The 22,848-nt window shown below is 71.9% G+C and carries 24 protein-coding genes; 10 read left to right on the forward strand and 14 right to left on the reverse strand.

What is annotated here, in order from left to right; translation table 11 throughout:
- The first annotated feature begins 177 nt into the window (after nt 1–177).
- From AB0M88_RS04165 to AB0M88_RS04175, 3 genes are read left to right on the forward strand one after another with little or no spacing between them, the layout of a single operon-like run.
- On the forward strand, nt 178–1,353 hold the full coding sequence (locus tag AB0M88_RS04165; protein ID WP_364095087.1) for an ROK family transcriptional regulator: 1,176 nt from the start codon (nt 178–180) through the stop codon (nt 1,351–1,353).
- A 23-nt stretch (nt 1,354–1,376) separates the two neighbouring features.
- Complete coding sequence (locus AB0M88_RS04170; protein WP_364095089.1) at nt 1,377–2,642, forward strand: 6-phospho-beta-glucosidase; 1,266 nt, start codon at nt 1,377–1,379, stop codon at nt 2,640–2,642.
- Nucleotides 2,639–3,652, forward strand: a complete 1,014-nt coding sequence (locus tag AB0M88_RS04175; RefSeq protein WP_364095091.1) for a BadF/BadG/BcrA/BcrD ATPase family protein — start codon at nt 2,639–2,641, stop codon at nt 3,650–3,652. The genes AB0M88_RS04170 and AB0M88_RS04175 overlap by 4 nt, the downstream gene beginning before the upstream one ends.
- 94 nt (nt 3,653–3,746) lie before the next feature.
- Here AB0M88_RS04175 and AB0M88_RS04180 read toward each other — a convergent pair whose 3' ends face one another.
- The 4 genes from AB0M88_RS04180 to AB0M88_RS04195 all read right to left on the reverse strand — a co-directional run bounded on the left by AB0M88_RS04180 (nt 3,747) and on the right by AB0M88_RS04195 (nt 6,813).
- Complete coding sequence (locus tag AB0M88_RS04180) at nt 3,747–4,922, reverse strand: hypothetical protein (protein ID WP_364095094.1); 1,176 nt, start codon at nt 4,920–4,922, stop codon at nt 3,747–3,749.
- Between the two features lie 71 nt (nt 4,923–4,993).
- The gene (ispF, locus tag AB0M88_RS04185; protein ID WP_364095097.1) at nt 4,994–5,485 is read right to left on the reverse strand and encodes a 2-C-methyl-D-erythritol 2,4-cyclodiphosphate synthase; all 492 of its coding nucleotides are present in this window, start codon (nt 5,483–5,485) and stop codon (nt 4,994–4,996) included.
- A gap of 4 nt (nt 5,486–5,489) precedes the next feature.
- Nucleotides 5,490–6,281: a 2-C-methyl-D-erythritol 4-phosphate cytidylyltransferase gene (locus AB0M88_RS04190; RefSeq protein WP_364095099.1), complete on the reverse strand. Its 792-nt coding sequence runs from the start codon at nt 6,279–6,281 to the stop codon at nt 5,490–5,492.
- Nucleotides 6,282–6,327: 46 nt separating this feature from the next.
- Nucleotides 6,328–6,813 carry a CarD family transcriptional regulator gene (locus AB0M88_RS04195; protein ID WP_026206027.1) on the reverse strand — a complete coding sequence of 162 codons (486 nt, stop codon included), beginning with the start codon at nt 6,811–6,813 and terminating at the stop codon, nt 6,328–6,330.
- A gap of 332 nt (nt 6,814–7,145) precedes the next feature.
- Here AB0M88_RS04195 and AB0M88_RS04200 point away from each other — a divergent pair, with 332 nt between their 5' ends.
- On the forward strand, nt 7,146–7,922 hold the full coding sequence (locus tag AB0M88_RS04200; RefSeq protein ID WP_364095102.1) for a hypothetical protein: 777 nt from the start codon (nt 7,146–7,148) through the stop codon (nt 7,920–7,922).
- Between the two features lie 3 nt (nt 7,923–7,925).
- Here the strand turns inward: AB0M88_RS04200 and AB0M88_RS04205 are convergent, their stop codons facing one another.
- Genes AB0M88_RS04205 through AB0M88_RS04220 form a run of 4 tightly spaced genes read right to left on the reverse strand, consistent with a single transcriptional unit; the run spans nt 7,926 to nt 11,348 of the window.
- Complete coding sequence (locus AB0M88_RS04205; protein WP_364095105.1) at nt 7,926–8,381, reverse strand: DUF6023 family protein; 456 nt, start codon at nt 8,379–8,381, stop codon at nt 7,926–7,928.
- Nucleotides 8,378–9,463, reverse strand: coding sequence for a type III polyketide synthase (locus AB0M88_RS04210; RefSeq protein WP_364095108.1), 1,086 nt, complete (start codon nt 9,461–9,463; stop codon nt 8,378–8,380). The genes AB0M88_RS04205 and AB0M88_RS04210 overlap by 4 nt, the downstream gene beginning before the upstream one ends.
- 23 nt (nt 9,464–9,486) lie before the next feature.
- Nucleotides 9,487–10,641, reverse strand: a complete 1,155-nt coding sequence (locus AB0M88_RS04215; protein ID WP_364095111.1) for an acyl-CoA dehydrogenase family protein — start codon at nt 10,639–10,641, stop codon at nt 9,487–9,489.
- Nucleotides 10,638–11,348: a methyltransferase domain-containing protein gene (locus AB0M88_RS04220; protein ID WP_364095114.1), complete on the reverse strand. Its 711-nt coding sequence runs from the start codon at nt 11,346–11,348 to the stop codon at nt 10,638–10,640. Before AB0M88_RS04220 ends, AB0M88_RS04215 begins: the two co-directional genes overlap by 4 nt.
- A gap of 47 nt (nt 11,349–11,395) precedes the next feature.
- Between AB0M88_RS04220 and AB0M88_RS04225 the strand changes: the two genes are divergently transcribed.
- The 5 genes from AB0M88_RS04225 (at nt 11,396) to AB0M88_RS04245 (ending at nt 17,592) form a co-directional block, all read left to right on the forward strand.
- The gene (locus AB0M88_RS04225; protein WP_364095115.1) at nt 11,396–12,223 is read left to right on the forward strand and encodes a UbiA family prenyltransferase; all 828 of its coding nucleotides are present in this window, start codon (nt 11,396–11,398) and stop codon (nt 12,221–12,223) included.
- A gap of 109 nt (nt 12,224–12,332) precedes the next feature.
- Nucleotides 12,333–13,064: a hypothetical protein gene (locus AB0M88_RS04230; RefSeq protein WP_364095117.1), complete on the forward strand. Its 732-nt coding sequence runs from the start codon at nt 12,333–12,335 to the stop codon at nt 13,062–13,064.
- A gap of 29 nt (nt 13,065–13,093) precedes the next feature.
- A complete protein-coding gene (radA, locus tag AB0M88_RS04235; RefSeq protein WP_364095120.1) occupies nt 13,094–14,530 on the forward strand; it encodes a DNA repair protein RadA in 1,437 nt (478 codons plus the stop codon).
- Between the two features lie 73 nt (nt 14,531–14,603).
- Entirely contained in the window at nt 14,604–15,791 is a 1,188-nt protein-coding gene (gene disA / locus AB0M88_RS04240) for a DNA integrity scanning diadenylate cyclase DisA (protein ID WP_364095123.1), read from the forward strand.
- Nucleotides 15,792–16,662: 871 nt separating this feature from the next.
- Complete coding sequence (locus tag AB0M88_RS04245) at nt 16,663–17,592, forward strand: hypothetical protein (protein WP_364095126.1); 930 nt, start codon at nt 16,663–16,665, stop codon at nt 17,590–17,592.
- Between the two features lie 104 nt (nt 17,593–17,696).
- On the opposite strand, the gene AB0M88_RS04250 is transcribed toward AB0M88_RS04245, so the two are convergent.
- The 4 genes from AB0M88_RS04250 to AB0M88_RS04265 form a co-directional block, all read right to left on the reverse strand.
- Nucleotides 17,697–18,215 (reverse strand): 2'-5' RNA ligase family protein, encoded by a 519-nt coding sequence (locus tag AB0M88_RS04250; RefSeq protein WP_364095129.1) that lies wholly within the window; start codon nt 18,213–18,215, stop codon nt 17,697–17,699.
- A gap of 4 nt (nt 18,216–18,219) precedes the next feature.
- Nucleotides 18,220–18,996, reverse strand: coding sequence for an adhesin (locus tag AB0M88_RS04255; protein ID WP_364095132.1), 777 nt, complete (start codon nt 18,994–18,996; stop codon nt 18,220–18,222).
- An 82-nt stretch (nt 18,997–19,078) separates the two neighbouring features.
- Nucleotides 19,079–19,597 carry a peptide deformylase gene (gene def, locus AB0M88_RS04260; protein WP_364095135.1) on the reverse strand — a complete coding sequence of 173 codons (519 nt, stop codon included), beginning with the start codon at nt 19,595–19,597 and terminating at the stop codon, nt 19,079–19,081.
- Entirely contained in the window at nt 19,594–20,097 is a 504-nt protein-coding gene (locus tag AB0M88_RS04265; protein ID WP_364095137.1) for an ACT domain-containing protein, read from the reverse strand. Before AB0M88_RS04265 ends, def begins: the two co-directional genes overlap by 4 nt.
- A gap of 20 nt (nt 20,098–20,117) precedes the next feature.
- Between AB0M88_RS04265 and AB0M88_RS04270 the strand changes: the two genes are divergently transcribed.
- Complete coding sequence (locus AB0M88_RS04270; RefSeq protein WP_364095139.1) at nt 20,118–21,014, forward strand: A/G-specific adenine glycosylase; 897 nt, start codon at nt 20,118–20,120, stop codon at nt 21,012–21,014.
- 7 nt (nt 21,015–21,021) lie between these two features.
- On the opposite strand, the gene AB0M88_RS04275 is transcribed toward AB0M88_RS04270, so the two are convergent.
- Both AB0M88_RS04275 and AB0M88_RS04280 read right to left on the reverse strand, forming a co-directional pair.
- Nucleotides 21,022–21,996 (reverse strand): arabinan endo-1,5-alpha-L-arabinosidase, encoded by a 975-nt coding sequence (locus AB0M88_RS04275; RefSeq protein ID WP_364095142.1) that lies wholly within the window; start codon nt 21,994–21,996, stop codon nt 21,022–21,024.
- A gap of 121 nt (nt 21,997–22,117) precedes the next feature.
- Nucleotides 22,118–22,708: a DUF4291 domain-containing protein gene (locus AB0M88_RS04280; protein WP_364095145.1), complete on the reverse strand. Its 591-nt coding sequence runs from the start codon at nt 22,706–22,708 to the stop codon at nt 22,118–22,120.
- Nucleotides 22,709–22,848: the final 140 nt, after the last annotated feature.

Below are 22,848 nucleotides of genomic sequence, written 5' to 3' on the forward strand. Positions count from 1 at the left end.
GGATAGGGGAAAGGCGCGCGCGATGGGCTGAGACGCTAGAACAGTTAAGTAGGTTTATCAATCCCCGTCGATCACCGCCATCTAGGCTGGATCGGTGCAGGCCTTGACACAGACGAGCGGCCTGCCTAACGTCCGAGCAAACTGTTAGGCAGTTTGCCAATCACCAGAGGAGCTTCTGTGACGCGTCTCGCCGGCTCGTCCAAGCTGCTCCGCGCCATGAACGAGAGCGCGGCCCTGGCCCACCTGCTCGACCCGGGCATGCTGACCCGGGCCGACCTGCGCAAACTGACCGCGCTCTCGACGCCGACCATCTCCGAGGTGCTGCGCCGGCTCACCGACGCCGGCCTGGTCACGGTGGTCGGGCACAACAGCGGCCGGCCGGGGCCCAACGCGGAGATCTACGCCGCCAACCCCGATGCCGCCTACTCGGCGGCCATTTCCGTACGCGACATAGGCGCCAGCGGATCGCCCTCGGTCGCGGCCGCGCTCTGTGACCTCACCGGCGCCGTCCGGGCCCGCCTCGAGTCGCCGATCGACTTCCTGGTCACCGACCCCAAGACCGCGATGCTCCAGGTCGTCGCCGAGCTGAGCGAGCAGGCCGGGGTGGAGGCTTCGCTCATCCGTCACGTGCAGATCGGCGTCGCCGGGTCGTACGACAGCCGCACCCAGACCATCCGCCACGTCGACGTGCCCGGCTTCGGCGCGACCGAGCTGGTGGCCGAGATCGCCGAGGCGCTCGGCACCCACATCGGCGTCGACAACGACGTCAACCTGGCCGCGGTCGCCGAGCGGCGCCGGGGCGTCGGCCGCGACACCGACGGGTTCGCCCTGCTCTGGCTGGGCCAGGAGGGCCTCGGTCTCGCGATCGACATCAACGGGCAGCTCATGCGGGGTGCGCGGGGCGGCGCCGGCGAGATCGGCTATGTGCCGCTCTATGCGCCCGACGACACCGGGCGCAAGCTCGACCTGCAGGACCTGTTCGGCGGCGCGGCCATCCTCGACCTGGCCCGGGAATGTGGCGTGGCCGGGCGTACGCCGGCCGAAGTGGTCGCCGCCGCGGCGGCCGTCCCCTCGGGCGATTTTCTGCCGCGGTTGGCCGATCGCATCGGGATCGGCCTGGCCGCCGTGATCGCCGTGCTCGACCCCTGGATGGTCGTGCTGGCCGGCCCGATCGCCCAGGCCGGCGGCGAGACGCTGCGCGGCGCGGTGGCCACCGCGATCCGGCGCGCCGCCCCGCTCGAGGGCTCCATTGCCATCACCGGCCTGGACGACGACGCAGTGTTGCTCGGCGCCCTCGACGCGGGTCTCACCGCGGTGCGCGAGACGCTCATCGGCACGATCCGCGACAATTGATCCATCTCTGATAGGTGCAAAACATGAAAATCGCGGTCATCGGTGGCGGATCGACCTACACGCCCGAGCTCGTGGACGGGTTCGCCCGGCTCCGCGACTCCGGCCTCGACGTCGACGAGCTCGTGTTGATCGACCCGGCCGCCGAACGGCTGGAGATCGTGGGAGCGTTCGCGGCCCGCATCTTCAACCAGTACGGTCACCCCGGCAAGGTCACCTGGACCACCGACCTCGACGCCGGGGTCACCGACGCCGACGTCGCGGTCATCCAGCTGCGGGTCGGCGGACAGCAGGCCCGGATCACCGACGAGACGTTCCCGCTCGAGTGTGGCTGCATCGGCCAGGAGACCACCGGCGCCGGTGGGCTGGCCAAGGCCCTGCGTACGGTCCCGGTCGTTCTCGACGTCGCCGCTCGGGTGAGAGACCGGGCCAAGCCGGGCGCGTGGATCGTCGACTTCACCAACCCGGTCGGCATCGTCACCCGGTCGCTGCTCGACGCCGGCCACAAGGCCGTCGGCCTGTGCAACGTGGCGATCGGCTTCCAGCGGCGGTTCGCCGGCTACCTCGGCGTCGACCCATCGGCAGTCGTCCTCGACCACGTCGGCCTCAACCACCTGACCTGGGAGCGCGGCGTCTACGTCGACGGCGTCGACCACCTGCCCTCCCTGCTCGCTTCTTTCGGTTCGGAACTGGCGGCCGAGGTCGATGTCGATCCGCTCGTCCTGAAAACGCTCGGCAACGTCCCGTCCTACTATCTGTCGTACTTCTACGCCCACGACCGCCACGTCCGCGAGGCCGTCGGCCAGCCGACCCGGGGCCAGCGAGTCGCCGAGATCGAGGCGACGCTGCTGGAGATGTACCGCGACGTGTCCCTGGTCGAGAAGCCGGCCCTGCTCGGCGAACGCGGCGGTGCCTACTACTCCGAAGCCGCGGTCGGCCTGATCGCCGCGCTCAACGGGCTCGACCCGGACGGCGTCCATTCGGTCAACGTGCGCAACAACGGCACCCTGCCCTTCCTCCCCGACGAGGCGGTCATCGAGATCTCGGCCCGGGCCGGCGTCGACGGCCCGGTCCCGCTGCAGATCAATCCCCTGGCACCCGATCTCGCCGGTCTGGTCGCCCACGTTTCCGGGTACGAGGAACTGGCCATCGACGCGGCCCTGCGCGGTGGTCGTGACCGGGTTTACCACGCTCTGCTCGCCCACCCCCTGATCGGCCAGCACGAGTACGCCGACGCCCTGGCCGACAAGCTGATCGCGGCCGGGCGCGAGCACCTCGCGTGGGCCAAATGAGCCTGTACCTCGCGGTCGACGGCGGGAACTCCAAGACCGACGTGGTGCTGGGCTCCTCGTCCGGTGAGGTTCTCGGCTTCGTACGCGGCGGCACGTCGGCGCCGTTCCAGGTCGGCCTGCCGGGCACCGTCTCCGTGCTCGACGGCCTCATCCGGGCCGTGCACGCCGACGCCGGGCTGCCGTTCGGCACCCCGATCGAGGTGCTCTCGGTCTACCTGGCCGGCGCCGACCTGCCGATCGAGGTCCAGCGCCTGCAGGACGCGGTGTCGGCGCCCGGCTGGGCCCGACGGTCCATCGTGGACAACGACTGCTTCGCTCTGCTCCGGGCCGGCACGTCGATGCCCGACGCGGTGACGGTCGTCTGCGGCGCGGGCACCAACTGTGTGGGCGTCGCGGCCGACGGGCGTACCGCCCGCTTCCTGGCCCTCGGCCCGATCTCCGGCGACTGGGGCGGCGGACACGACCTGGCCGAGAACGCCCTCCGCTACGCCGCCCGGGGCGAGGACGGCCGCGGCACCCCGACCGCCCTGCAGGCCGCGGTGGCCGGACATTTCGGTCTGCCCACTGTGGAGGCGGTGAGCATCGGGCTGCACTTCGGCGAGATCCCGATGGAACGCATCCCCGAACTGGCGCCGGTGCTGTTCGAAGTGGCGGCCGCGGGCGACGAGGTAGCGACGTCGCTGGTCGAGCGGCAGGCCCAAGAGGTGCTGGCCCAGCACCGGGTGGCGGCCGGCCGCCTCGGCCTGCTCGACCAGCCGCACGCGCTGGTGCTCGGAGGCGGGGTGCTCCGGGCCCGCCACCCGCAGCTGGAAAAGCTGATCGACGCGGGCGCCCACGCCATCGCGCCCCGGGTCGAGATCTCGGTGCTCGACGCGCCGCCCGTAGCCGGCGCGGCCCTGCTGGCGCTGGACGCGCTGGGCGCCACGGCGGCCGAGCCGTCCCTGCGTGCGGCCATCCGCACCCGCGAGCCGGGCGCCGCCCCGGTGCCCCAGGACGCGGTGGCCGACTGACCGCGGCAATGCACATCCTGGACGATCCGGCGAAGTCGGCGCGGGTAGCACAATTTCTGGAGCCTGGAGCAGCGAAGCCGGCCGGCGCCCGGAATCACGCCTCGCGATTGCGGGCCGTCAGCACGATCATTTCGGCGGCGGCGGCCAGAAGCATGCCCACAACGAGCGGCACGACCCCGCCGACCAGCGTGTAAAACAGCAACAGGACCGGCGCGGCGAAGGTCAGATAGGCCGCACTGGCCAGCGCCCGCCGGTGCGCGCGCAACCGGGCCAGCGCCGCCGCCAACGGCTCGGGCAGCTTGCGGTTGAGCCAGAACGTGACCCCACCCAAAATCAGCAAACCGATCAGTGCCGCCCAGACCCGCGAAATGCCCTCGCTGGCCAGGGTCATCGCCCCGGCGATCACGGCCGCGATCAGGGTCCAGTTGGTGCCGTAGAGCACAGCCTGCCGCACGGTGGCGACCGTCTCGGCCGACGGGTCGAGCACCGGCCCGGCCGGGACGCTCACCGGCGGCGGCTCACTCCAACTGGCCGACGACAGGCCGGCCGGCTCGTCGGGCAGCGGCCGGTCGGGCGCCTGATAGGGACGGGGGAACGGCTCCGGATAGGGCGTTTCCTCGATCGGCTCGGGCTCGGTCGGCAACGACGCCTGGTCGGCCAGGCTCTCCAGCGCCTGCGCCCAGCGGCGCCTCTCCAACCGTACGATCCCCACGTCGCGCTGGGCCTCGCCGACCGCGGGGTCGAGGTCGAGTGCCTCCGCGTACGCCCGCTGGGCCAGGTCGAACAGGCGCAACCGGGCCGCCACCACGGCCAGCACCAGGTGGGCCTCGGCCTCGGCGGGCGCGACGCGTACGCCGTTCCACGCCGCGTTCAGCGCCTCCTGCCCGTTGTGCGCCTCGCTGAGCAGGGCCGCCCCGGTGCGCTGGGCATAGGCGTCGCCCGGCCAGTTCCGCAGGATGTCGACGGCGATCTGAGCGGCCTCGCCATATCGCTGGGAGTCGGTGAGCGCCATCGCCCGCACCACGAGCGTGTGCAATATCGCCGGGGCGGCCGAGTTGGCCCGGTCGGCCGCGCGCAACGCCTCGGCCGGCTGCTCGGCCACCAGGTGGATGCGGGCGAGAGTGGCCAGCAGATTGGGCTCGTTGGGAGCCGCCTCGAGCCCGGCCGCGATCTCGCCGGCCGCCTCGTCATAACGCCCCAGATCGGCGAGCAGCAGGGCACGCTGCCGGTACTCCTCCGGCGTCGTCTCTGGCTCCAAGGGCGCGGCCACGCGTCGAGCGTAGGCCGCCGACGCGAGCCCCCGCGGCCCGGGTAGTCAGCAGTGACCCGTGCTCCCGCCGATTACGACAAACCGTCCGCCGGCCGCCCGATGATCAAGGCGATCGCGGTCGCGGCCAGGCCCTCTCCACGCCCCGTGAGGCCGAGCCCGTCGGTGGTCGTGCCGGAGACGGTGACCGGGGCGCCCACGGCCGCCGAGAGCGCCTCCTGGGCCTCGGCCCGGCGCTTGCCGATCTTCGGGTGGTTGCCGATCACCTGGACCGACACGTTCACGATCTCGTACGACGCGGCCCGCACCAGCCGCGCCGTCCCGGTCAGCAGCGCGACCCCGGACGCGCCGGCCCACTCCGGCCGCGACGTGCCGAAGTTGCTGCCCAGATCGCCGAGCCCGGCCGCCCCGAAGAGGGCATCACAGGCGGCATGCGCGGCCACGTCACCGTCGGAGTGCCCGGCCAGCCCGTCCTCGCCCGGCCACAGCAGCCCGGCGACCCAGCAGGGACGCCCCGGTTCGAAGGCGTGCACGTCGTTGCCGATGCCGACCCGCTGATCACTCACGGGGTCACTTTAGGTGCAGCAGCGCCTCGGCCAGCACCAGGTCGAGGGGGCGCGTGATCTTCAGCGCCAGCTCGGAGCCGGGGATGCAGGTCACCGGCAGCCCGGCCTTCTCGACCAGGCCGGCGTCGTCGGTGAGCGGGTCGGTCGCGGCGGCGTGGGCCGCCGCCAGCACGCTGTGACGGAAGCCCTGCGGGGTCTGCACGCTTCGCAGTGCCGCTCGATCGACTGTGCCTCGAACGATTTCGTGTGGGACCGGTAGACCACCCCCGCCCCCACCCCAGCGCTGGGCGGGGTCGAGTGAACCACCGGGGTCTGACATTTTCGGGCGTTCGTCCACCGCCGGCGCGGGGCCGACCTCTTTGATGGTGTCGACGACCGGCAGGACCGGGATCACGGCCGGCGCCCCACCGCGAACGGCAGCGGCCACCGACTCGATCAGTGCCGGCGGCGTGAGCGACCGGGCCGCGTCGTGCACCAGCACGATGTCGATCTCGGGCGGCACCTGGGCCAGCGCGATCGCCACCGACTCCTGCCGCTCGGCACCGCCGGCCACCACCGTGACCGGCGCGACGTCAGCGAGCAGGGCCCGCACCGCCGGGACGTCGGCGGCCGGGGCGGCGACCACGATCTGTCGCACCGAGGCGGCCGCGGCGACCCGGCGGATCGCGTGAACCAGGAGCGGCTCGCCGGCGAGGAGCCGCAGGGCTTTGGGGCCACCAGGACCGAGCCGCAGCCCGGCGCCGGCGGCCGGAACGAGGACCGCGACGTCACCCCGAGCATTAAGCTGCGCGGTCACGTCGCGGTCCTTGTGTGATCTATCCGGGAGGGATGGTGGCGGTTGCTCAGGCCTCGGTGAGGACCTTGTCGAGGAGAACCTCGGCCTCGTCCTTCGTGCTCTTCTCCGCCAGAGCGACCTCGCCGACCAGGATGTCGCGGGCCTTGGCCAGCATGCGCTTCTCTCCGGCCGAGAGACCGCGCTCGCGCTCACGACGCCACAGGTCACGAACAACCTCGGCCACCTTGAGCGGGTTGCCAGAAGCGAGCTTCTCGAGATTGGCCTTGTAACGCCGTGACCAGTTGGTCGGCTCCTCGGTGTGCGGAGCGCGGAGGACGTCGAAGACCTTGCCCAGGCCTTCCTCGCCAACCACTTCGCGCACGCCGACGATCTCGGCGTTCTCAGCGGGCACCCGAACGGTCAGGTCGCCCTGGGCGACGCGCAGAACGAGATATTGCTTTGGCTCGCCCTTGATGACCCTAGTTTCGATCGCCTCGATGAGTGCGGCCCCGTGGTGGGGGTAAACAACGGTCTCGCCGACACTGAAAACCATAGGTTCGAAGCCCCTTTCGCTGTGTCTAGGGTAACACGCCCACGCAGCGATGTCCCACCCTGCCGGTGACTGTTAGTGCAGCTCAGAGGCCCTGTGACAGGCCTTTCTCGGGCTTGACAGGAGCGCTAGGAGCTGCCTCAGTAACGCAATGTGACGAAAGCGTGACCGCTATGCCCAGCGAGTCGGTTATTTCGTACTTACGGCGTTTGCCTGGTCAAGCTTATCGCTAAGGTCCGCAAGCGCACACTACTGGCGGTCGGGCGCCGCTTAAGGGAGGCTGGGACCTAGATTCCCCGACCGGAACGCTCTATCGGCAGGGGGGAGGGTGAGTCATGGCTGGGGCGCACGATAACGACGGCAATTCGCCGGACGATCTGCCTGACCTCCCCGAGGAGTGGGGCGTCATCGTCATCCCCGACGACCTGTCGGAGCTTACCGACGAGGTCGAGGCGGTTCGGGCCGAGCTCCGGCAGACCGATCGTTCCGACCGCTGGCGCCGCCTGTTCAACCGGCCCGGCCTGCGGCAGCTGCGCCAGGTCAGTCTCGCCCTGCTGCGCGCTCCCGTCCTGATCATCTCGATGGCCGTGTTGGTCACCGTGGCCAGCCTCTTCGCGTCGGCGTGGCCCGGGCCGCCCCGCCAGCCCGTCGTGCAGCGCACCAACGACGATCATTCCGGCTCGCTGCCCGCCCTCGACGTGGTCGACGACGCCGGCCGCCCGGTCTCGCTGCGGGCCAAGCTGCCCGCGGTCATCCTGGTCACCGAAGGCTGCGACTGCGACCGCCTGGTCTCGGCGACCGCCGCCGCGGCGAAAGACCGCCCGCAGGTCGCGATTGTCGTGATCGCGGCCGCCCTGAGCGGGGCCGCCAGCAGCCGGCCGACGACCGGGCAGAACACCCCGGCCACCCAGACCACCCCACTGGCGCAGACCGATCATCCGGTCCAGACGCTGCACAACCCGCCCGGCAGCGACGTGCGCGAGCAGCTCAAACTCGGCCGGCCCGACGGCACCGCCGCGGCGCTGCTGGTCGACAGCAAGGGCCAGATCGTCAAAACGATCACGCGGACGGCCTCGGCCGACGTCATCCAGCCCTACCTGGCGCGAATCTGAAGCTCAGTCGTCGATCTTGATTACCGAGTAGCGGAAGACCACCGGGCTCGACCCGGTGACGGCCAGGTTCATGTGCAGGTTGTCGACCAGAAACACCTCGAAGTGAGTCGGTGCCTGCTCGCCGGTGCAGTGCAGCCCGCGGCCCGAGTCGTCGATCAGCCCGAGGCTGACCCGCACGATGCTGTTCGCCTCCCCCACGCACACCACCGAGAGCCGTTGGTTGCCGGTGTTGATCGGGGCGTCGATCTGCCGCTCGGCGCCCGCGCCCAGCTCGACGGTCTCGGTCGCCTCGGCGTCCGGCGGCTCGGGAAGCAGCCGCTCGGCGGTCGCGCTCCACCGCGCGACGTCCGGGTCGATCTCCGTCCGGGGCTTGGCCCGGAGCCACCACACCCCACCGGCGGCCAGCAGCAGCGCGGCGCCGGCATAGAGCACGGCGCCCCGGACACGCTCGCTGGTCACACCGCGACTCTAGAGGTCTCCAGGAGAGCGCCGTAGAGGGTGAGACCCGGCCCGAAGGCCAGCATCACCACCCGCCGCGGCGGCGCCGGGCGCCGCCGCAGCTCATCGAGCACCAACAGCACGGTGGGTGAGGAGCAGTTCCCGTACGCCGAGAGCACCCCGCGCGAGTCGGCGAGTGCCGCGTCGTCGAGCTCGAGCCGCTCCTGCACCACGTCGAGGATCTTGGGGCCGCCGGGGTGGACCGCCCACCCGTCCACGTCACCGATCGTCAGCCCGTGCCGGCCGAGCAGGTCGTCGACCATGGCCCGCACGTGCACCGAGAGCACCTTGGGCACCCGGGGCGAGAGACCCATCCGAAACCCGAGATCGGTCACGTCCCACGTCATGTGGTCGGCCGTCGTCGCATCGGTGACGGCGGCGATGTCCCGCACCGCATATCCGGAGCTCCCGGCGTACCCGGAACTCGCGTCGCCCGGGGTGAGCACGACGGCGGCCGCCGCGTCGCTGAAAAGCGCGTGGGACACGATCTGCTGGATGTCCATCCGGGTGGTCGGCGGCTGGAGGTGGAGGCTGGTCAGCTCGGCGCAGAGCAGCAGCGCCGGCTGCCCGTGCGCGACCACGAAGTCGGCCGCCGTGCCCAGTCCGGGCAGCGCGGCATAGCAGCCCATGTGGCCGACGAACAGCCGGCGGACACTCGGTGCCATGCCCATGTCGCGGGCGAGCAGGATGTCGAGTCCCGGCGTGGCGTAACCGGTGCACGAGCAGACCGCGAAGAGGCCGATCTCGTCGGCGGCCAGGCCGGCGTCGGTCAGCGCCCGGCCGACCGCCTCCTTGCCGAGCGGCGCCGCCTCGACCTGGTAGCGGCGCATCCGGCGCTCGGTCGACCACTCCGAGACGTCCTCGAGCAGCGGGTTGACCGCGGCCTGCCGGGTGCGGACCCCGGAGTTGGCGAAGATCCGCCGGGCCAGCCCCCGGCGGTCGTCGGCGAAACGACGGGCGAAGAAGCCGTTCCACACGTCGTCCTGCACTACCGAAGGTGGCAGCGAGATACCCAAGCCGGCGATGATCGCGTTCCGGTCCACTCGTGCCTCCCTTGGCGCGCCCGCTACCAGCGGGGCGCGATGCCGTCGCTGTCCGGGTCGCCGCCCAGCGCTTCCACGCCGAGCCAATCCGCGCAGACGTCGCTGGTGGCCGGCTGCAGTGATCCGGCCCGGGCGTCGCGGTAGAGGCGTTCGAGGGGATGGCCGCGGCGCATCGCCGAGGTGCCGGCCGCCTCCAGCATCGAGGCGGCGACGTCGGCCGCGGTGGTGCCGGCGAGCAGCTTGGCCCGCCACACCCACCGGTTGGTGTCGGCCTCGCCGGGCGCCTCGTCGACCCGCCGGGCGGCCTCCATGACCGCCAGGTGGGCCGCGGCGACCGCGGCGTCGGCCCGGCCGATCCGGGCCCGGATGGCCGGCAGATGACCGAGTTTGCGCTCGTTGACGTGCTCGACCGCGGCGTCGACGGCGGCCCGGGCCACGCCGACGTAGACCGCGGCGTAGCTGGCCACCATCCAGTGCGGTGCCAGCTGGGCGACCAGCAGGGCCAGGCCCTCGACCCCGCCGAGCAGGGCGGCGGCCGGGACCGTCACGTCGACGTGCAGGTCGTGCGAGCCGGTCGCCCGCATGCCGAGGGCGTCCCAGGTCGGCTCGACCGTCACCCCGGCGCCGGCCGGAACCAGGAACTGGGAGACCTGGGTGGGATCGCTCGCGCTGCGAGCGGCGATCAGGTACGCGTCGGCATGCCCCGCCCCCGAGCAGAACGTCTTCGACCCGGTGATGTGGAAGCCGCCGTCGACGGCCTGGTAGGAGGTCTTCATCTGAGACAGCCGGGAGCCGGCCCCGCGCTCGCTCATCGCGACCGCGAACCACGAGCCGCCGGCGGCCGCCCGCAGGGCGTCGTCGCGGGCCTGGAGCGCCTCGGGCGGCAGGCTCAGGGCGTCGGCCAGCTCGTCGGTGACGCCGGCCAGCGCCCCGGTCACCGAGGCGTGCATGTTGAAGATCAGGGCGGTCGCGCCGTTGCCCCGGGCCAGTTCGTAGGCGATCGCGGCGTAGTCGGCGAAGCCCGCTCCCGCTCCGCCGAGACGGGCCGGGACCATCAGGCCGAACAGGCCGGAGCGGCGCAGGTCGGCGAAGTCGTCGGCCGGAAACGAGCCGTCCCGGTCGTGGTCGGCCGCGCGGGCGGCGAACCGGGGTGCGAGCCGTCGTGCCTCGTCGATCACGTAGTTTCCCCCTCTTTGCGGCCTTTGCCCTGATAGAGAACGACGGTCGAGGGGGCGGCCACGATCCGGCCACCGGTCTTCCTGAGAAAGAGCCAGCGGAACAGGCCGGTCGCGGTCGGGCGTACGCCGCGCAGGTGCAGGCGTACGCCGTGCCGCTCGAACTCGGCACTCAGGCGCTTCGGGGCGACGAACAGGGCGGGGTCGTGCAGACCGGCGGGAGCCACCCCGATCCATTCCCCCGCGGTGACCGTGATGAATCGACTGAGCGCGGTCGCGTTGACTGTGTCGAGCACCACCAGACCGCCCGGGCGTAACACCCGACACAGCTCGGCCACGGTCGCGGTCAGGTCGGAGACGTGCTCGAGGATCTCGCCGGCCGCCACCACGTCGGCGCGGCCGGTCGCGAAGGGCAGGGCGGTCACGTCACCGCGGACCGGCTCGACGCCGTGCCTCGCCGCCTCCCGCAGCCCGGAGAGCTGGAGATCGACGCCGACGTGCCGGTAGCCCTTGCCGGCCAGGTGCGGGGCGAGCAGGCCGCCCCCGCAGCCGGCATCGATCAGCAGCGCGTTCTTCACCGTGGCGGGCGGGATCAGGGCGGCCCGGGACGCGGCGAGCCAGTGCAGCAACTCGAAGTCACCGCCGGGGCGCCACCACTCGGCGACGAGGTCGTCGTACTGACGCGGATCGTTGCGCACCATCGACGGCATGTGATCGAGCGTGGCACGCCCGGTGCACAACCACCACACTTGCGTTCATGAAGCGCGCGCTCGCCCTGCTCCGCTCCTCGCATCCCGAACCGGGCGGGGCGGTGACGGTCGCCATGACACTGCTGGCGGTCGGGGCTGGACACCGCGGGTGGGCGCTGGTCGGCGTCTTCTGTGCGGTGGGCGCCACCCAACTGGCCGTGGGCTGGGTCAACGACTGGCTCGACGCCGATCGCGACCGGCAGTCGGGCCGCCGGGACAAGCCCGTCGCGGCGGGGGCGGTCTCACGGCGTACGGTCGGGGCGGCGGGCCTGCTCGCCGCCCTGGCCATCCCCCTGCTCGGTCTTCCCTTCGGAGCGACAGCGACGATTCTGATCTCGCTGGTCGGGATCTTCGCGCTGCTCTACGACTGGCCGCTGAAGTCCACGGTGTTCTCGGTCGTGCCCTACCTGGTGGCGTTCGGACTGCTGCCGGCGTTCGTGGTGGTGGCGCTGCCCGGGCATCCGGCGCCGCCGGCCTGGCTGGTCGCCGCGGGTGCGCTGCTCGGCGGGGGCGCGCACTTCGCCAACGTGCTGCCCGACCTGGCCGACGACGCGGCGACCGGGGTGCGCGGCCTGCCCCATCGGCTGGGCGCGCTCGGCTCCGCCGTCGCCGCCGCGGTGCTCCTGCTGGGCGCGACGCTCACCCTGGTCTTCGGACCGCCCGGGCCTCCGTCGTGGGCCGGCTGGGCGGCGGGCGCGGCCGCCGTCGTGGTCCTTCCCCTTGGGGCGTACGCGACCAGACGTGCACAGGGGCGGGGTGTGGCGATGTTCCGCGCGGTGATCGTGGTGGCTCTGATCGACGTCCTTTTGCTGATCTTCAGTGGCCGCGTGGTGTGAATGGACGGGTCGGCGTACGAGCCGGATCACCGACCTCTAGGCTGAGCCTCACGCAGTTGGCGTATTTTCTTGGAGGACCCTGATGCGCTCCCTGGGCAGAGTTCGCCCATTGGCCTGTCGCGCCGCTCAGGCAGCAGGCGCCGCCACGGTCGCCGTGCTGGCGCTGGCCGGGTGCTCGGCCGGGCAGACCGCCGAGACCAGTCTTCTCCAGACGCCCGTCTCGGGCCTCAACACGGCCAGTCCCGACGGCGGCCTGCAGATCCGCAACCTGCAGGTGGTCTACAAGGACGCGACGGGTTACCCGGCCAACGGCAGCGCGCCGCTCGAGGTGAGCCTGTTCAACCAGACCGAGCAAGAGATCACCGTGACGATCAGCAGCAAGCCACAGCAGACCGTGGTCCCCGGCATCGTCTCGGCCCAGCAGGTCGGTCTGACCGGGCCGGCGCCGACGCCCTCGTCGCCGATCGCCTCGGGCCCGGCCGCCGGCGGCGACACCAGCCCGTCGACGCCGACCCCGGGCACCTCGGGCGAGGTCAGCCCGCCGGCCAGCGCCCCTTCGGCGATGCCCAGCGACACGGCCACCCCACCGCCGGCCGCCGCGCTCAGCCCGGCCAAGCTGACCATCCCGGCACTCGGCTCGCTGAGCTTCCTTCCCGGCAGCCCCAACTCGCTGATCGCCTCCGGCCTGAGCGACAGGCTGGCCCCCGGTTACTCGCTGGCACTCACTGTCCAGAGCAGCACGAGCGCCACGCCGATCGACGTGACGGCCCCGGTCGCCACCCCACTGTCGGCCGGGCCCCGCGCCCCGGCCGTCGAGGGTGAAAACTCCGAGGGCGAATAGTTGTCACACCCTCCGGCTAGCTTGGCGGAGTGACGACCTCCCGCAGTCCTTCCCGGGCTGCCACCACCAAGGCGGCCCGGCCGACCTACGTCTGCGACGCCTGCGGGCATCAGCCGCCGAAGTGGCTGGGCCGCTGTCCGGAGTGCAACGAGTGGGGCTCGGTCATCGAGTCCACCGTGACCACGCCGCTCGGCGCCGGCCGGGTGGTCAGCTCCCGCATGCCGTCCGAGCCGGCCCGGCCGATCGCCACGATCAGCGCCGCCCCGGCCAAGGCCGTCCCGACCAACGTCAGCGAGCTCGACCGGGTGCTCGGCGGCGGTCTGGTGCCCGGCGCGGTGGTGCTGCTGGCGGGCGAGCCCGGCGTGGGCAAGTCGACGCTGCTGCTCGACGTGGCCCAGCAGTGGGCGGCCGGTGCCGGCTCTCCGTCCCTGGTGGTCAGCGGCGAAGAGTCGGTCAGCCAGGTGCGGCTGCGGGCCGAGCGGCTCGGCGCCCTCCACGAAAAGCTCTATCTGGCCTCCGAGAGCGACCTCGGCGCCGTGCTCGGCCACCTCGACGCGGTCAAGCCGGGCCTGCTCGTGCTCGACTCGGTGCAGACCATCTCGGCCCCGGGCACCGAGGGCGTCCCGGGCGGCGTCACCCAGGTTCGCGCGGTCACCTCGGCGCTGGTCGGGGTGGCCAAGGAGCGCGGCATCGCGACCGTCCTGGTCGGCCACGTCACCAAGGACGGTCAGGTCGCCGGCCCCCGCGTCCTCGAGCACCTGGTCGACGTCGTTCTCCACTTCGAGGGCGACAAGCACTCCTCGCTGCGCCTGGTCCGCGGGGTCAAAAACCGTTTCGGCGCGGCCGACGAGGTGGGCTGCTTCGAGATGCACGAGGGCGGCATCACCAGCCTCGCCGACCCGTCCGGCCTCTTCCTCACGCGTTATCAGGAGCCCGTCCCGGGCACGTGCGTGACCGTCGCGATGGAGGGCCGGCGGGCCCTGGTCACCGAGGTGCAGGCGCTGATCGGCGCCGAGGTGCAGGGGTCGCCCCGCCGCACGGTGTCGGGCCTCGACAGCGCCCGGCTGGCCATGGTGCTCGCCGTGCTCGAGCGCCGCACCAAGCAGCTCAAGCTCTACAATCGTGAGGTCTTCGCGGCCACCGTCGGGGGCATCCGGCTCGTCGAGCCCTCGGCCGACCTGGCCATGGCCCTGGCCGTCGCCTCCGGCGGCCTCGACCTGGCCATGGCGCCCGGCCTGGTCGCAATCGGCGAGGTCGGCCTGACCGGCGAGATCCGGCGGGTCGGCGCGGTCGGCCGCCGGCTGGCCGAGGCGGCCCGGCTCGGCTTCAAGGTCGCCCTGGTGCCGCCGGGCGGCGGGCCCGACGCCGGCAGCGTCCCACGCGGCATGCAGGTGATCGAGGTGAGCGACCTCCGGTCGGCGCTCCAGGCGGCCGCCCGGGCCTCGGCTTCGCATGACGCCGGGTAACGATTCATCACGCTACGGAGCATTCATCGAACCGCGAGTCGTTGCCCTGGATGACAGTCCGTAGAATGTACAGGTGCCGCTCGACCGCGATGGTTCCAAGCCCGCCGCTGCCACCCCGACGCCACGTCCCGGCGTCAACGGTTCGGCGCACCGCGCGGCGACCTCTTCCAGCCCCGGCCTCAGCGGTGGCGGCGTGACCGCCGACCCGCTCCGCGCCAATCTCGCACTCATGGCTCCGGGCACCGCCCTGCGCGACGGCCTCGAGCGCATCCTCCGCGGCCGCACCGGCGCGCTGATCGTCCTCGGCCACGACACGGTCGTCGAGAGCATCTGCACCGGCGGCTTCCAGCTCGACGTCGAGTTCTCCGCGACCCGGCTGCGCGAGCTGTGCAAGATGGACGGGGCGGTCGTGCTCTCCAGCGACGGCACCCGCATCGTCCGGGCCGCCGTCCACCTGATGCCCGACCCGTCGATCCCGTCCGAGGAGTCCGGCACCCGCCACCGCACCGCCGAGCGGGTCGCCAAGCAGTCCGGCTTCCCGGTCATCTCGGTCTCGCAGTCGATGCGCATCATCGGGCTCTACGTCAACGGTCAGCGCCACGTCCTCGACGACTCGGCCGCCATCCTCTCCCGGGCCAACCAGGCGCTGGCCACGCTGGAGCGCTACAAACTCCGCCTCGACGAGGTGTCCGGCACCCTCTCCGCGCTCGAGATCGAAGACCTGGTCACGGTCCGCGACGCGGTCGCCGTCGTCCAGCGCCTCGAGATGGTCCGCCGCATCGCCGACGAGATCTCGGGCTACGTGGTCGAGCTGGGCACCGACGGCCGCCTGCTCGCCCTGCAGCTCGACGAGCTGATGGCCGGCGTCGACGCCGACCGCACCCTGGTCATCCGCGACTACCTGCCCTCCGGCCGCAAGGCCCGCACCCTCGACGAGGCGCTGGTCGAACTCGACCTGCTGAGCGCCACCGAGATGATCGACCTGGTCGCGGTGGCCAAGGCGATCGGCTACCCGGGCGCCTCCGACGCCCTCGACGCGGCGGTCTCACCCCGCGGCTTCCGCCTGCTGGCCAAGGTCCCCCGCCTGCCGGCCCAGATCGTCGACCGCCTGGTCGACCACTTCGGCAGCCTCCAGCGCCTGCTGGGCGCCACAGTCGAAGACCTGCAGGCCGTCGACGGCGTCGGCGACGCCCGCGCCCGAGGCGTCCGCGAGGGCCTGTCCCGCCTGGCCGAGGCCTCAATCCTCGAGCGCTACGTCTGACTGAGCTCTCCCCGGCTTCCCGTTCGGTTTCGTGTGGTGGGTCGGGCCGGGCGTGGTGTTGTTCGCTGTCGGTCGGGTGATGTCGGTAACCCCGAGCCAGTCCGGCCGTTCAGCGCCGGACCGGTGTTGCACGAGGCCCTCTGACGGCTGCCTGCCCGGATCCCGGCTCATGCAACCGCGCCGGTAGACGCCCGGCCGCCACGCACGTTCGCGGCCGGCGCACACCGGGCGCCAAGCGCAGCTCGGCATGGACCCGCGGTGATCCGTAGGTGCCACGTGACATCTGACGGGTACTGCGGATCGTCGTGGTCAGCGCCTGATCGGCCACCTGGCGCCGCAAGGCATGGCACCCGGACGTCGACACGCCCAAGACCCGGCACGTCACCGCCACCGCGATCGCGCCCGCGGCGAGTCCGCGACAACCGGCTGGATCATTTTGGGAGATTGTTGTCCCGCGCGAAATGCGCGGCCGCCTTACGCAGGATCTCGTTCTCGGTCGCTTCTCCCGCCGCAACACGGCCGGCGCAGCACGCTGGTCAGGCACGACTCAGAAGTCCCCAACTCCCCGCGAGGTGCCGGAACGGCTCGTCACCCGGACGGGCCAACTCGGCTACGCTCCCGAAACTCCCGGCGGGCGTGGTCCGGCGGAAGCTCAGGACTGCGCGAAGCAGGAGCCCCGACGACCCGCAGCGTGGGGTTCCCGCCATTCGGGTGTCAGCAGGCGGTCGGTCAACAGAAGGCCGGGCAGCGTGCGCCGCAGCCGGATGTCACCCCCGATCGATCATCGCAGGCGCTAAGGTGCTGGCCGTGATCAACCGGATGATGACGGCTCTCGATCGGCTGCCGCGGGTGCTGGACCGACAGGATCTGAATGAGTTCAGCGGATCTTCACCATGCTCCTGCCCCGGGAGCCGCCGGCTGGACGCCCGGCGAGCTGACCTCGCTGGTCGAGCGGCTCGCGCCGGTCCTCGCGCGGCGGCCGGAAGGGGTCTTCGCCCGGCTGGCTCTGACCGCGGGAGCCTACGTCGAGTTCGGGGCGTCACCGGTCGCGCTGGCCGAGAACGTACCGGCCTGCACCGGCATGACGTTGCTGCTGCGGAAGGCCTTCTCCGAGGTCTGGCCGGCCGTCAACGGTGACGGACGGCCGGAGCCGAACCCGGACGATCCGCCGCGGATGCGGAATCTGGTCAAGCTGTTTGAGGACGGGGCGGCGCGGGCCGGCATCCCGGCCGAGGCCGCGCCGCACGTGGCGGTGTCCTGGTTCGACGCGCCGCACTGGGTCAATCTGCTGATCACGCTGCTGGGGCGGCGGGAGTTCCGGGACGCCATGGAGCCGCTTGCAGGGCTGGCCGAGGACGCGGCCGAGCTGGCCGACCGGGTGCCGCGGGCGTACTGGCTGGGTGGGCTGTTCGCGGTGCTCGACGACGAGCCGGTGGTGGTGCTCGATCCGGCGAGCGGTCGCGGGTTCCGGCTGACCATGAGCGGGGTGGGCGACAACTTCCAGCTTCACACGCTGCTGGCGGACCGGCTGATCGGCGATGGGGAAGGTGGGCTGCTGGCCGGCGTACGCCCGGAAGCGGCCTGGGTCGCGGCCGCGACCGACGCGCCCGCCGAGGTGGCCGGGAAGCCGATCGAGAGGCGCTTCCGCCTTTTCGACGCGACCGGCGAGTACGTCGCTCCGGAGGGCCGCCCGTCGGAGATCGCCCGGGTGGAGGGTGCCCGCGTGCTCGTGATCCATCCGCCGAACGGCAGCTACCAGTGGGGCAGGGCCGCGTCTACGAGGGCATGCGCCCGGAGCTGAGCCTCGACGAGATCATGACCGCGGACGAGGTCGCACGGTGGACGGCCCGCGTGGCGCCGGCCCGCGAGAACGACCTCTTCGCCGCCCGGCCGGCGTAGGACGGGTCAGTTCGGCAGCGGGTGGGCGATGTCGTTGGCGTAGTCGGTGATCGACGCCCCGATCACCGCGGCCGGGAGCGGCAGCACCTCGAGGCAGCGCCGGACCGCCGCCGCCATCGACGGGTTGGGGACGCGCATCGAGATCGTGCAGTGGGGCACCCAGCGGCCCGGGCGGTAGAGATCCCAGACCTCGACGCCGGCCTCGGCCAGGCGGTAGTGGACGACCTGGTGATGGGTCAGGAGCTCGACCGTCGGGACGACGCCGAGCCACAGCACGCGGCCGACGAACTGGCCGACGAAGTCCATGTCGACCCGCAGGCCCCGGCCGACCGGGATGCCGTCCAGGGCCGAGGCGACCGCGTCCGGGGCCAGCGTGCGGGCGGCGGCCAGCGAGACGTGCGGGCGGTGCTTCTGGTTGAGCAGACCGGCCAGGGTGGGTACGCCCTCGTCCTCGAGCGCCTTCCACAGCCCGCGCACCCGCCGGGTCGCCTCGACGTCGACGTAGAGCTCGAGTGCCGCGACCACGCCGTCAGTTGACGAAGGTCAGCGTGATCGGGTTGCTGATCAGCGAGCCGAGCCGGCCCCGGAGCTGGAACTGGCCGGGCGGCGGCACCGGACCGGCCGCGACTCCGCCGTCGCAGCTGCTCGACTGGCGGCCGTTCCAGGTGATCTTGTAAGCCCGGGAGTTGCCGGGAGACCACTGGCGTACGTCGTGGCCGCCGGTCCCGCCGCACTTGTCGGACGACCAGTAGACCTGCACGCCCGAGCTCAGGTAGAGCTCCTGCGGGTCGGAGCCGACGTCGCGGGAGCACGTACGCCGGCCGATGTATTTGATCGTCAGCGTGAGGTCGACGGTCGGCGCGGCCCGGCTGATCGTCGTCGAGGACGCGCTCGGCGTGATCTGCATCTCGGAGTCGGCGCAGCTGCCGTCGGCCGGGAGGGTCACGTTGGTGTTGGTCCCGGTCTGGCCCCCGCCGGTCGTGGAGCCGGTGCCCGTGCCCGTGCCGGTCGTGGACGTGCCGGCCTGCTGCGACTGCACCTGGGCCGGGTCGGGCAGCGAAGGCCCGCTGCCGGCGGGCGGATTGTCGACGAACGACGGCTCATCATTCGGATCCGAGCCGGACGGGGCCGGCGTCGGCAGCGACGTCGAGGACGACGCCGTTCTGCCCTTGGGACCGGCCTTGTTGTCGCCGCTCTGCGAGCAGGAGACGAACAGCACGATGATGCCGAGCAGGGCCGCACCCAGCACGACCGCACGACGCCGCCAGTAGACGGAGGAAGGAAGGGGACCAACCGTCGTTCGCATGATGGGGCCACCGTAAACCCGTACGAGCGCGGCGTTGGGCACGACGCGCCGGTTATGCGACACCGACTCGCCTTAGGTTTGGTTAGAGGTAGACCTTCCGCTGGTAGATCGCGTGGGCGCCGGCCACCCGATCGAGGAAGAGCTTCCCGGCGCAGTGATCGATCTCGTGCTGGAGGGCCCGCGCCTCGAACGCGTCGGTGGTCATCGTGACCGGTTCCCCGCTGCCCGGGCGCACCGCCGACACCACGACCCGGCCGGCCCGTTTCACGTCGCCGGTCAGGTCGGGCACCGACATGCAGCCCTCGCGGCCGGCCTTCCAGCGGCTGGATTCGATGATCTTGGCGTTGCAGAGCACGAAGGCGCCGTGGGTGGTGCCCGCCTTGGGATGTCCGGTCACGTCCACGGCGAAGACCTGCACACCGAGGCCGACCTGGGGTGCGGCCAGCCCGACGCAGCCCGGCGACACCCGCATGGTCGCGACGAGGTCGGCCGCCAGCTGGACCACCGACGGGTCGGTCGGGTCGACCTCTTCGCCGACCGTGCTGAGAACCGTGGCGGGGGCGGTCACGACGGGAAGGACCCGGCCGGCGACGCCGCTCACAGAATCTCCGACTCGGCCCGCCGCAGCGTCACCTCGACGCCCAGTTCGGACGCGGCCACCGCCAGCTGCTCGGCGAGCTCCTCCGAGGTGCCCGGCGGCAGGTCGACCTCGGCGACCAGCACGTAGAGGGTGCCGGACAGCCGGGTGCTCAGGTCGGTGATGTTGCCGCCTTCCGCCGCCACGACCCGGGTCACGGCGGCCACGATGCCCAGGCGGTCGGCGCCGTGCACGCTCACCACGTACGGCTCGCCGGCATCTTCGGAGCCGGCCTCGGGTGACACCTGGCGCACCGAGGTGACCACGCCGGTCAGCGGCTCCAGGGCTTTCGAAACCTCCGGAGCGGACGGTCCGGTGCAGACCAGCGTCATCGTGAAGTGGCCGCGCAGGCGGGTCATGGTCGAGTCGGTGAGGTTGGCGCCCACCCCGGCCAGCGCCTCGGCCACATCGGCGACGATGCCGGTCCGGTCGGGACCGATGACGGTGATGGCAAGCTCGTGCACCCGCCTACAGTAAGTCCTCTATGACTCTCGCCGACGACGCCATCACCTGGTACGACGCCAATCTTCGCGACCTGCCCTGGCGGCAGCCCGGCACCAGCCCGTGGGGGGTGCTGGTCAGCGAGGTGATGCTGCAGCAGACCCCGGTCGTGCGGGTCGAGCCGGCCTGGCACGCCTGGATGACCCGCTGGCCGACGCCGGCCGCGCTGGCCGACGATCCGCCGTCCGAGGCGATCCGGATGTGGGGGCGGCTCGGCTATCCCCGCCGGGCGATGCGGCTGCACGCCTGCGCGGCCGCGATGGTCGAGCGGCACGACGGCAAGGTGCCCGACGACCTCGACCAGCTGCTGGCTCTGCCCGGCGTCGGCACCTACACGGCACGGGCGGTGGCGACGTTCGCGTTCGGGCAGCGTCACCCGGTCGTGGACACCAACGTGCGGCGGGTGGTCGCCCGCGCGGTCGAGGGCAAGCCCGACGCCGGTCCGGCCACGACCGCCGCCGATCTCGTCGCGGTCGAGGAGCTGCTGCCGGCCGACGACCGGCGGGCGGCGCGGGCCAGCATCGCGTTCATGGAGATCGGTGCGGTGCTCTGCACGGCCCGGTCACCGCGCTGCGCGCAGTGCCCGTTCGAGGCCGTCTGCGCCTGGCGGCTGAGCGGTTCGCCCGCGCTGAGCGGCCCCTCCCGCAAACCCCAGAGGTACGCCGGCACCGACCGCCAGGTGCGCGGCCTCCTGCTCGAGGTTCTCCGCCACGCCACCGGTCCCGTGCCCCGGCAACGGCTGGACATGGTGTGGACCGACGACGTGCAGCGCGCCCGGGCCCTGGCCGGACTGGTCGACGACGGCCTGGTCGAGCCGCTCCGCTCGGGCGACTTCGTGCTCGCCGGAGACGGGCCGCGCGACCAGGCCCAGTCGCTCTAGCCGTCGATCAGTAGACGGACGGCCAGCCGGCCGAGTCGTAGGCGAGCAGGTTGATGCCGAGCTGCGCGGCACCGTTGTCGGCGTAGTAGTGGTAGACCAGCACGTCGGCGTCCGCGTCGGTGAAGACCGACTGGCCGCCCGGCCCGTGGATGCTGCCGTGCCCGGCCAGGATCTCGGTGCCGCCGCCGGAGCTCATCGCGGTGCCGTTCTTGTCGGTGAACGGGCCGTTCACGCTCGTCGACCGGCCGACCATGATGCGGTAGGTGCTGGACGCGCCCCGGCAGCACAGGTCGAAGGAGACGAACAGGTAGTAGTACGACCCGTGGTGGAACAGGAACGGCGCCTCGATCGCCCCGCCGCCGCGACCCGCCACGAGACGGATCGTGCTGTTGAGCCGCTTGCCGGTGGACGGGTCGAGCTGCACCTGCTGGATGCCGGACCAGAACGAGCCGAACGTCAGCCACCAGCGGTTGGACGAGTCGACGTACAGGTTGGGGTCGATGGCGTTCCAGTTGTTGCTCGTCGTCGACTCGATGACCAGCCCGTTGTTGGTCCAGGTGCCCGGGTTCCCGCTGGTGCTCGTGGCCAGGAAGATCGCCGAGTGGTTGGAGCCGAACGTCGAGGCCGCGTAGTACATGTAGTACTTGCCGTTGTGGTATGAGAGGTCGGGCGCCCAGAGCGAGGCACTCCCGCCGGTGTACGCCGTGGTCCACGACGCCCCGCCCGGGAACGCCGCCCCGACGTCTCTCCACGCCGTACGGTCGCTCGACGTCTTCAGCTGGATGTTGTTCCCGGTGTACGCGATCAGGTAGGTCCCGTCGGTCCGCTTGACCACTCCGGGGTCGTGCACGCCGATGCTGCCGGTGACCTTGCCCGGGTTGGGATAGGTGGCCGCGTCGGCCGCCGATAGCCCGCCCACGACCCCACCGAGGGCGGTGAGCGTGACCGCGAGAGTGATTGCGAGCCTGCGTTTGATCGCCACGGAGTTTCCCCTTCCGGCGCGTTTCCCGGCCCGGCAGAGCCCACGTTGCCGCCGCTGTCGTCCGTCATTGTGAACGTTCACATAGACAGCGGTCAAGGAATATTGACGCTGAGCTGGAAGTTCAGGCGACACCCACCCGCGCGGCCACCTCGGGCGACAACGGCATCACCCGCTCGTCGGGAAGCAGCGCCGCCGCCCCGGCCTCGTCACCCGCGTCCAGCCGGGCCCGGATCTCCCGGGCCGGCCCGGTCACCTCGGTCAGCCCGACAATCCACCCGTCGACATAGCGCGACACCGCCTCGGCACCCAGCCCGACCTGCAGCGACCGGTAGGGCAACTCGGCCAGCCGCAGCGACCGCTCCGGGTCCCACTGCACCCGCACCGGGCTGGACTTCAACTCGCGGCTCCACTCGGCCCGCGACGCGTGGCGGTCCGGGTCGAAGTGGCTGAGGGAGGCGTGTCCGAGCGCCCATTCGAAGCCGTCGCGGCGGATCTCGACCGCGAGCACCCGCTCCTGGCAGGGCTTGGTCGCCCAGCCGCAGCGGTACATCATCCACAGGAAGGACGGCTTGATCCAGGTCATCCGCTCGCGCTTGAACGGCGGCTCGAATCGCCCCGCCAGCAGCGCCGGCGAAGCGATCTCGGCCGGATAGGCCTGGTAGACGGTGACCGTGGTGTCCGTATAGACCGCGCGGACCTCTCGTTGTCGCATGCCGCCATCGTGGCCGGTGATCGTCCGGCCGGCGACCGAGATAGGAAACGGCCCGGCTGCGTGGACGCAGCCGGGGCGGGTGTAGTTGTGGATGGGGACACCGCGGCCCAGGGCCCACCCCGGGCGGCCGGCCCCCCCGC

It is taken from the genome of Actinoplanes sp. NPDC051411 (genome assembly GCF_040682075.1).
GTDB lineage: Bacteria > Actinomycetota > Actinomycetes > Mycobacteriales > Micromonosporaceae > Actinoplanes.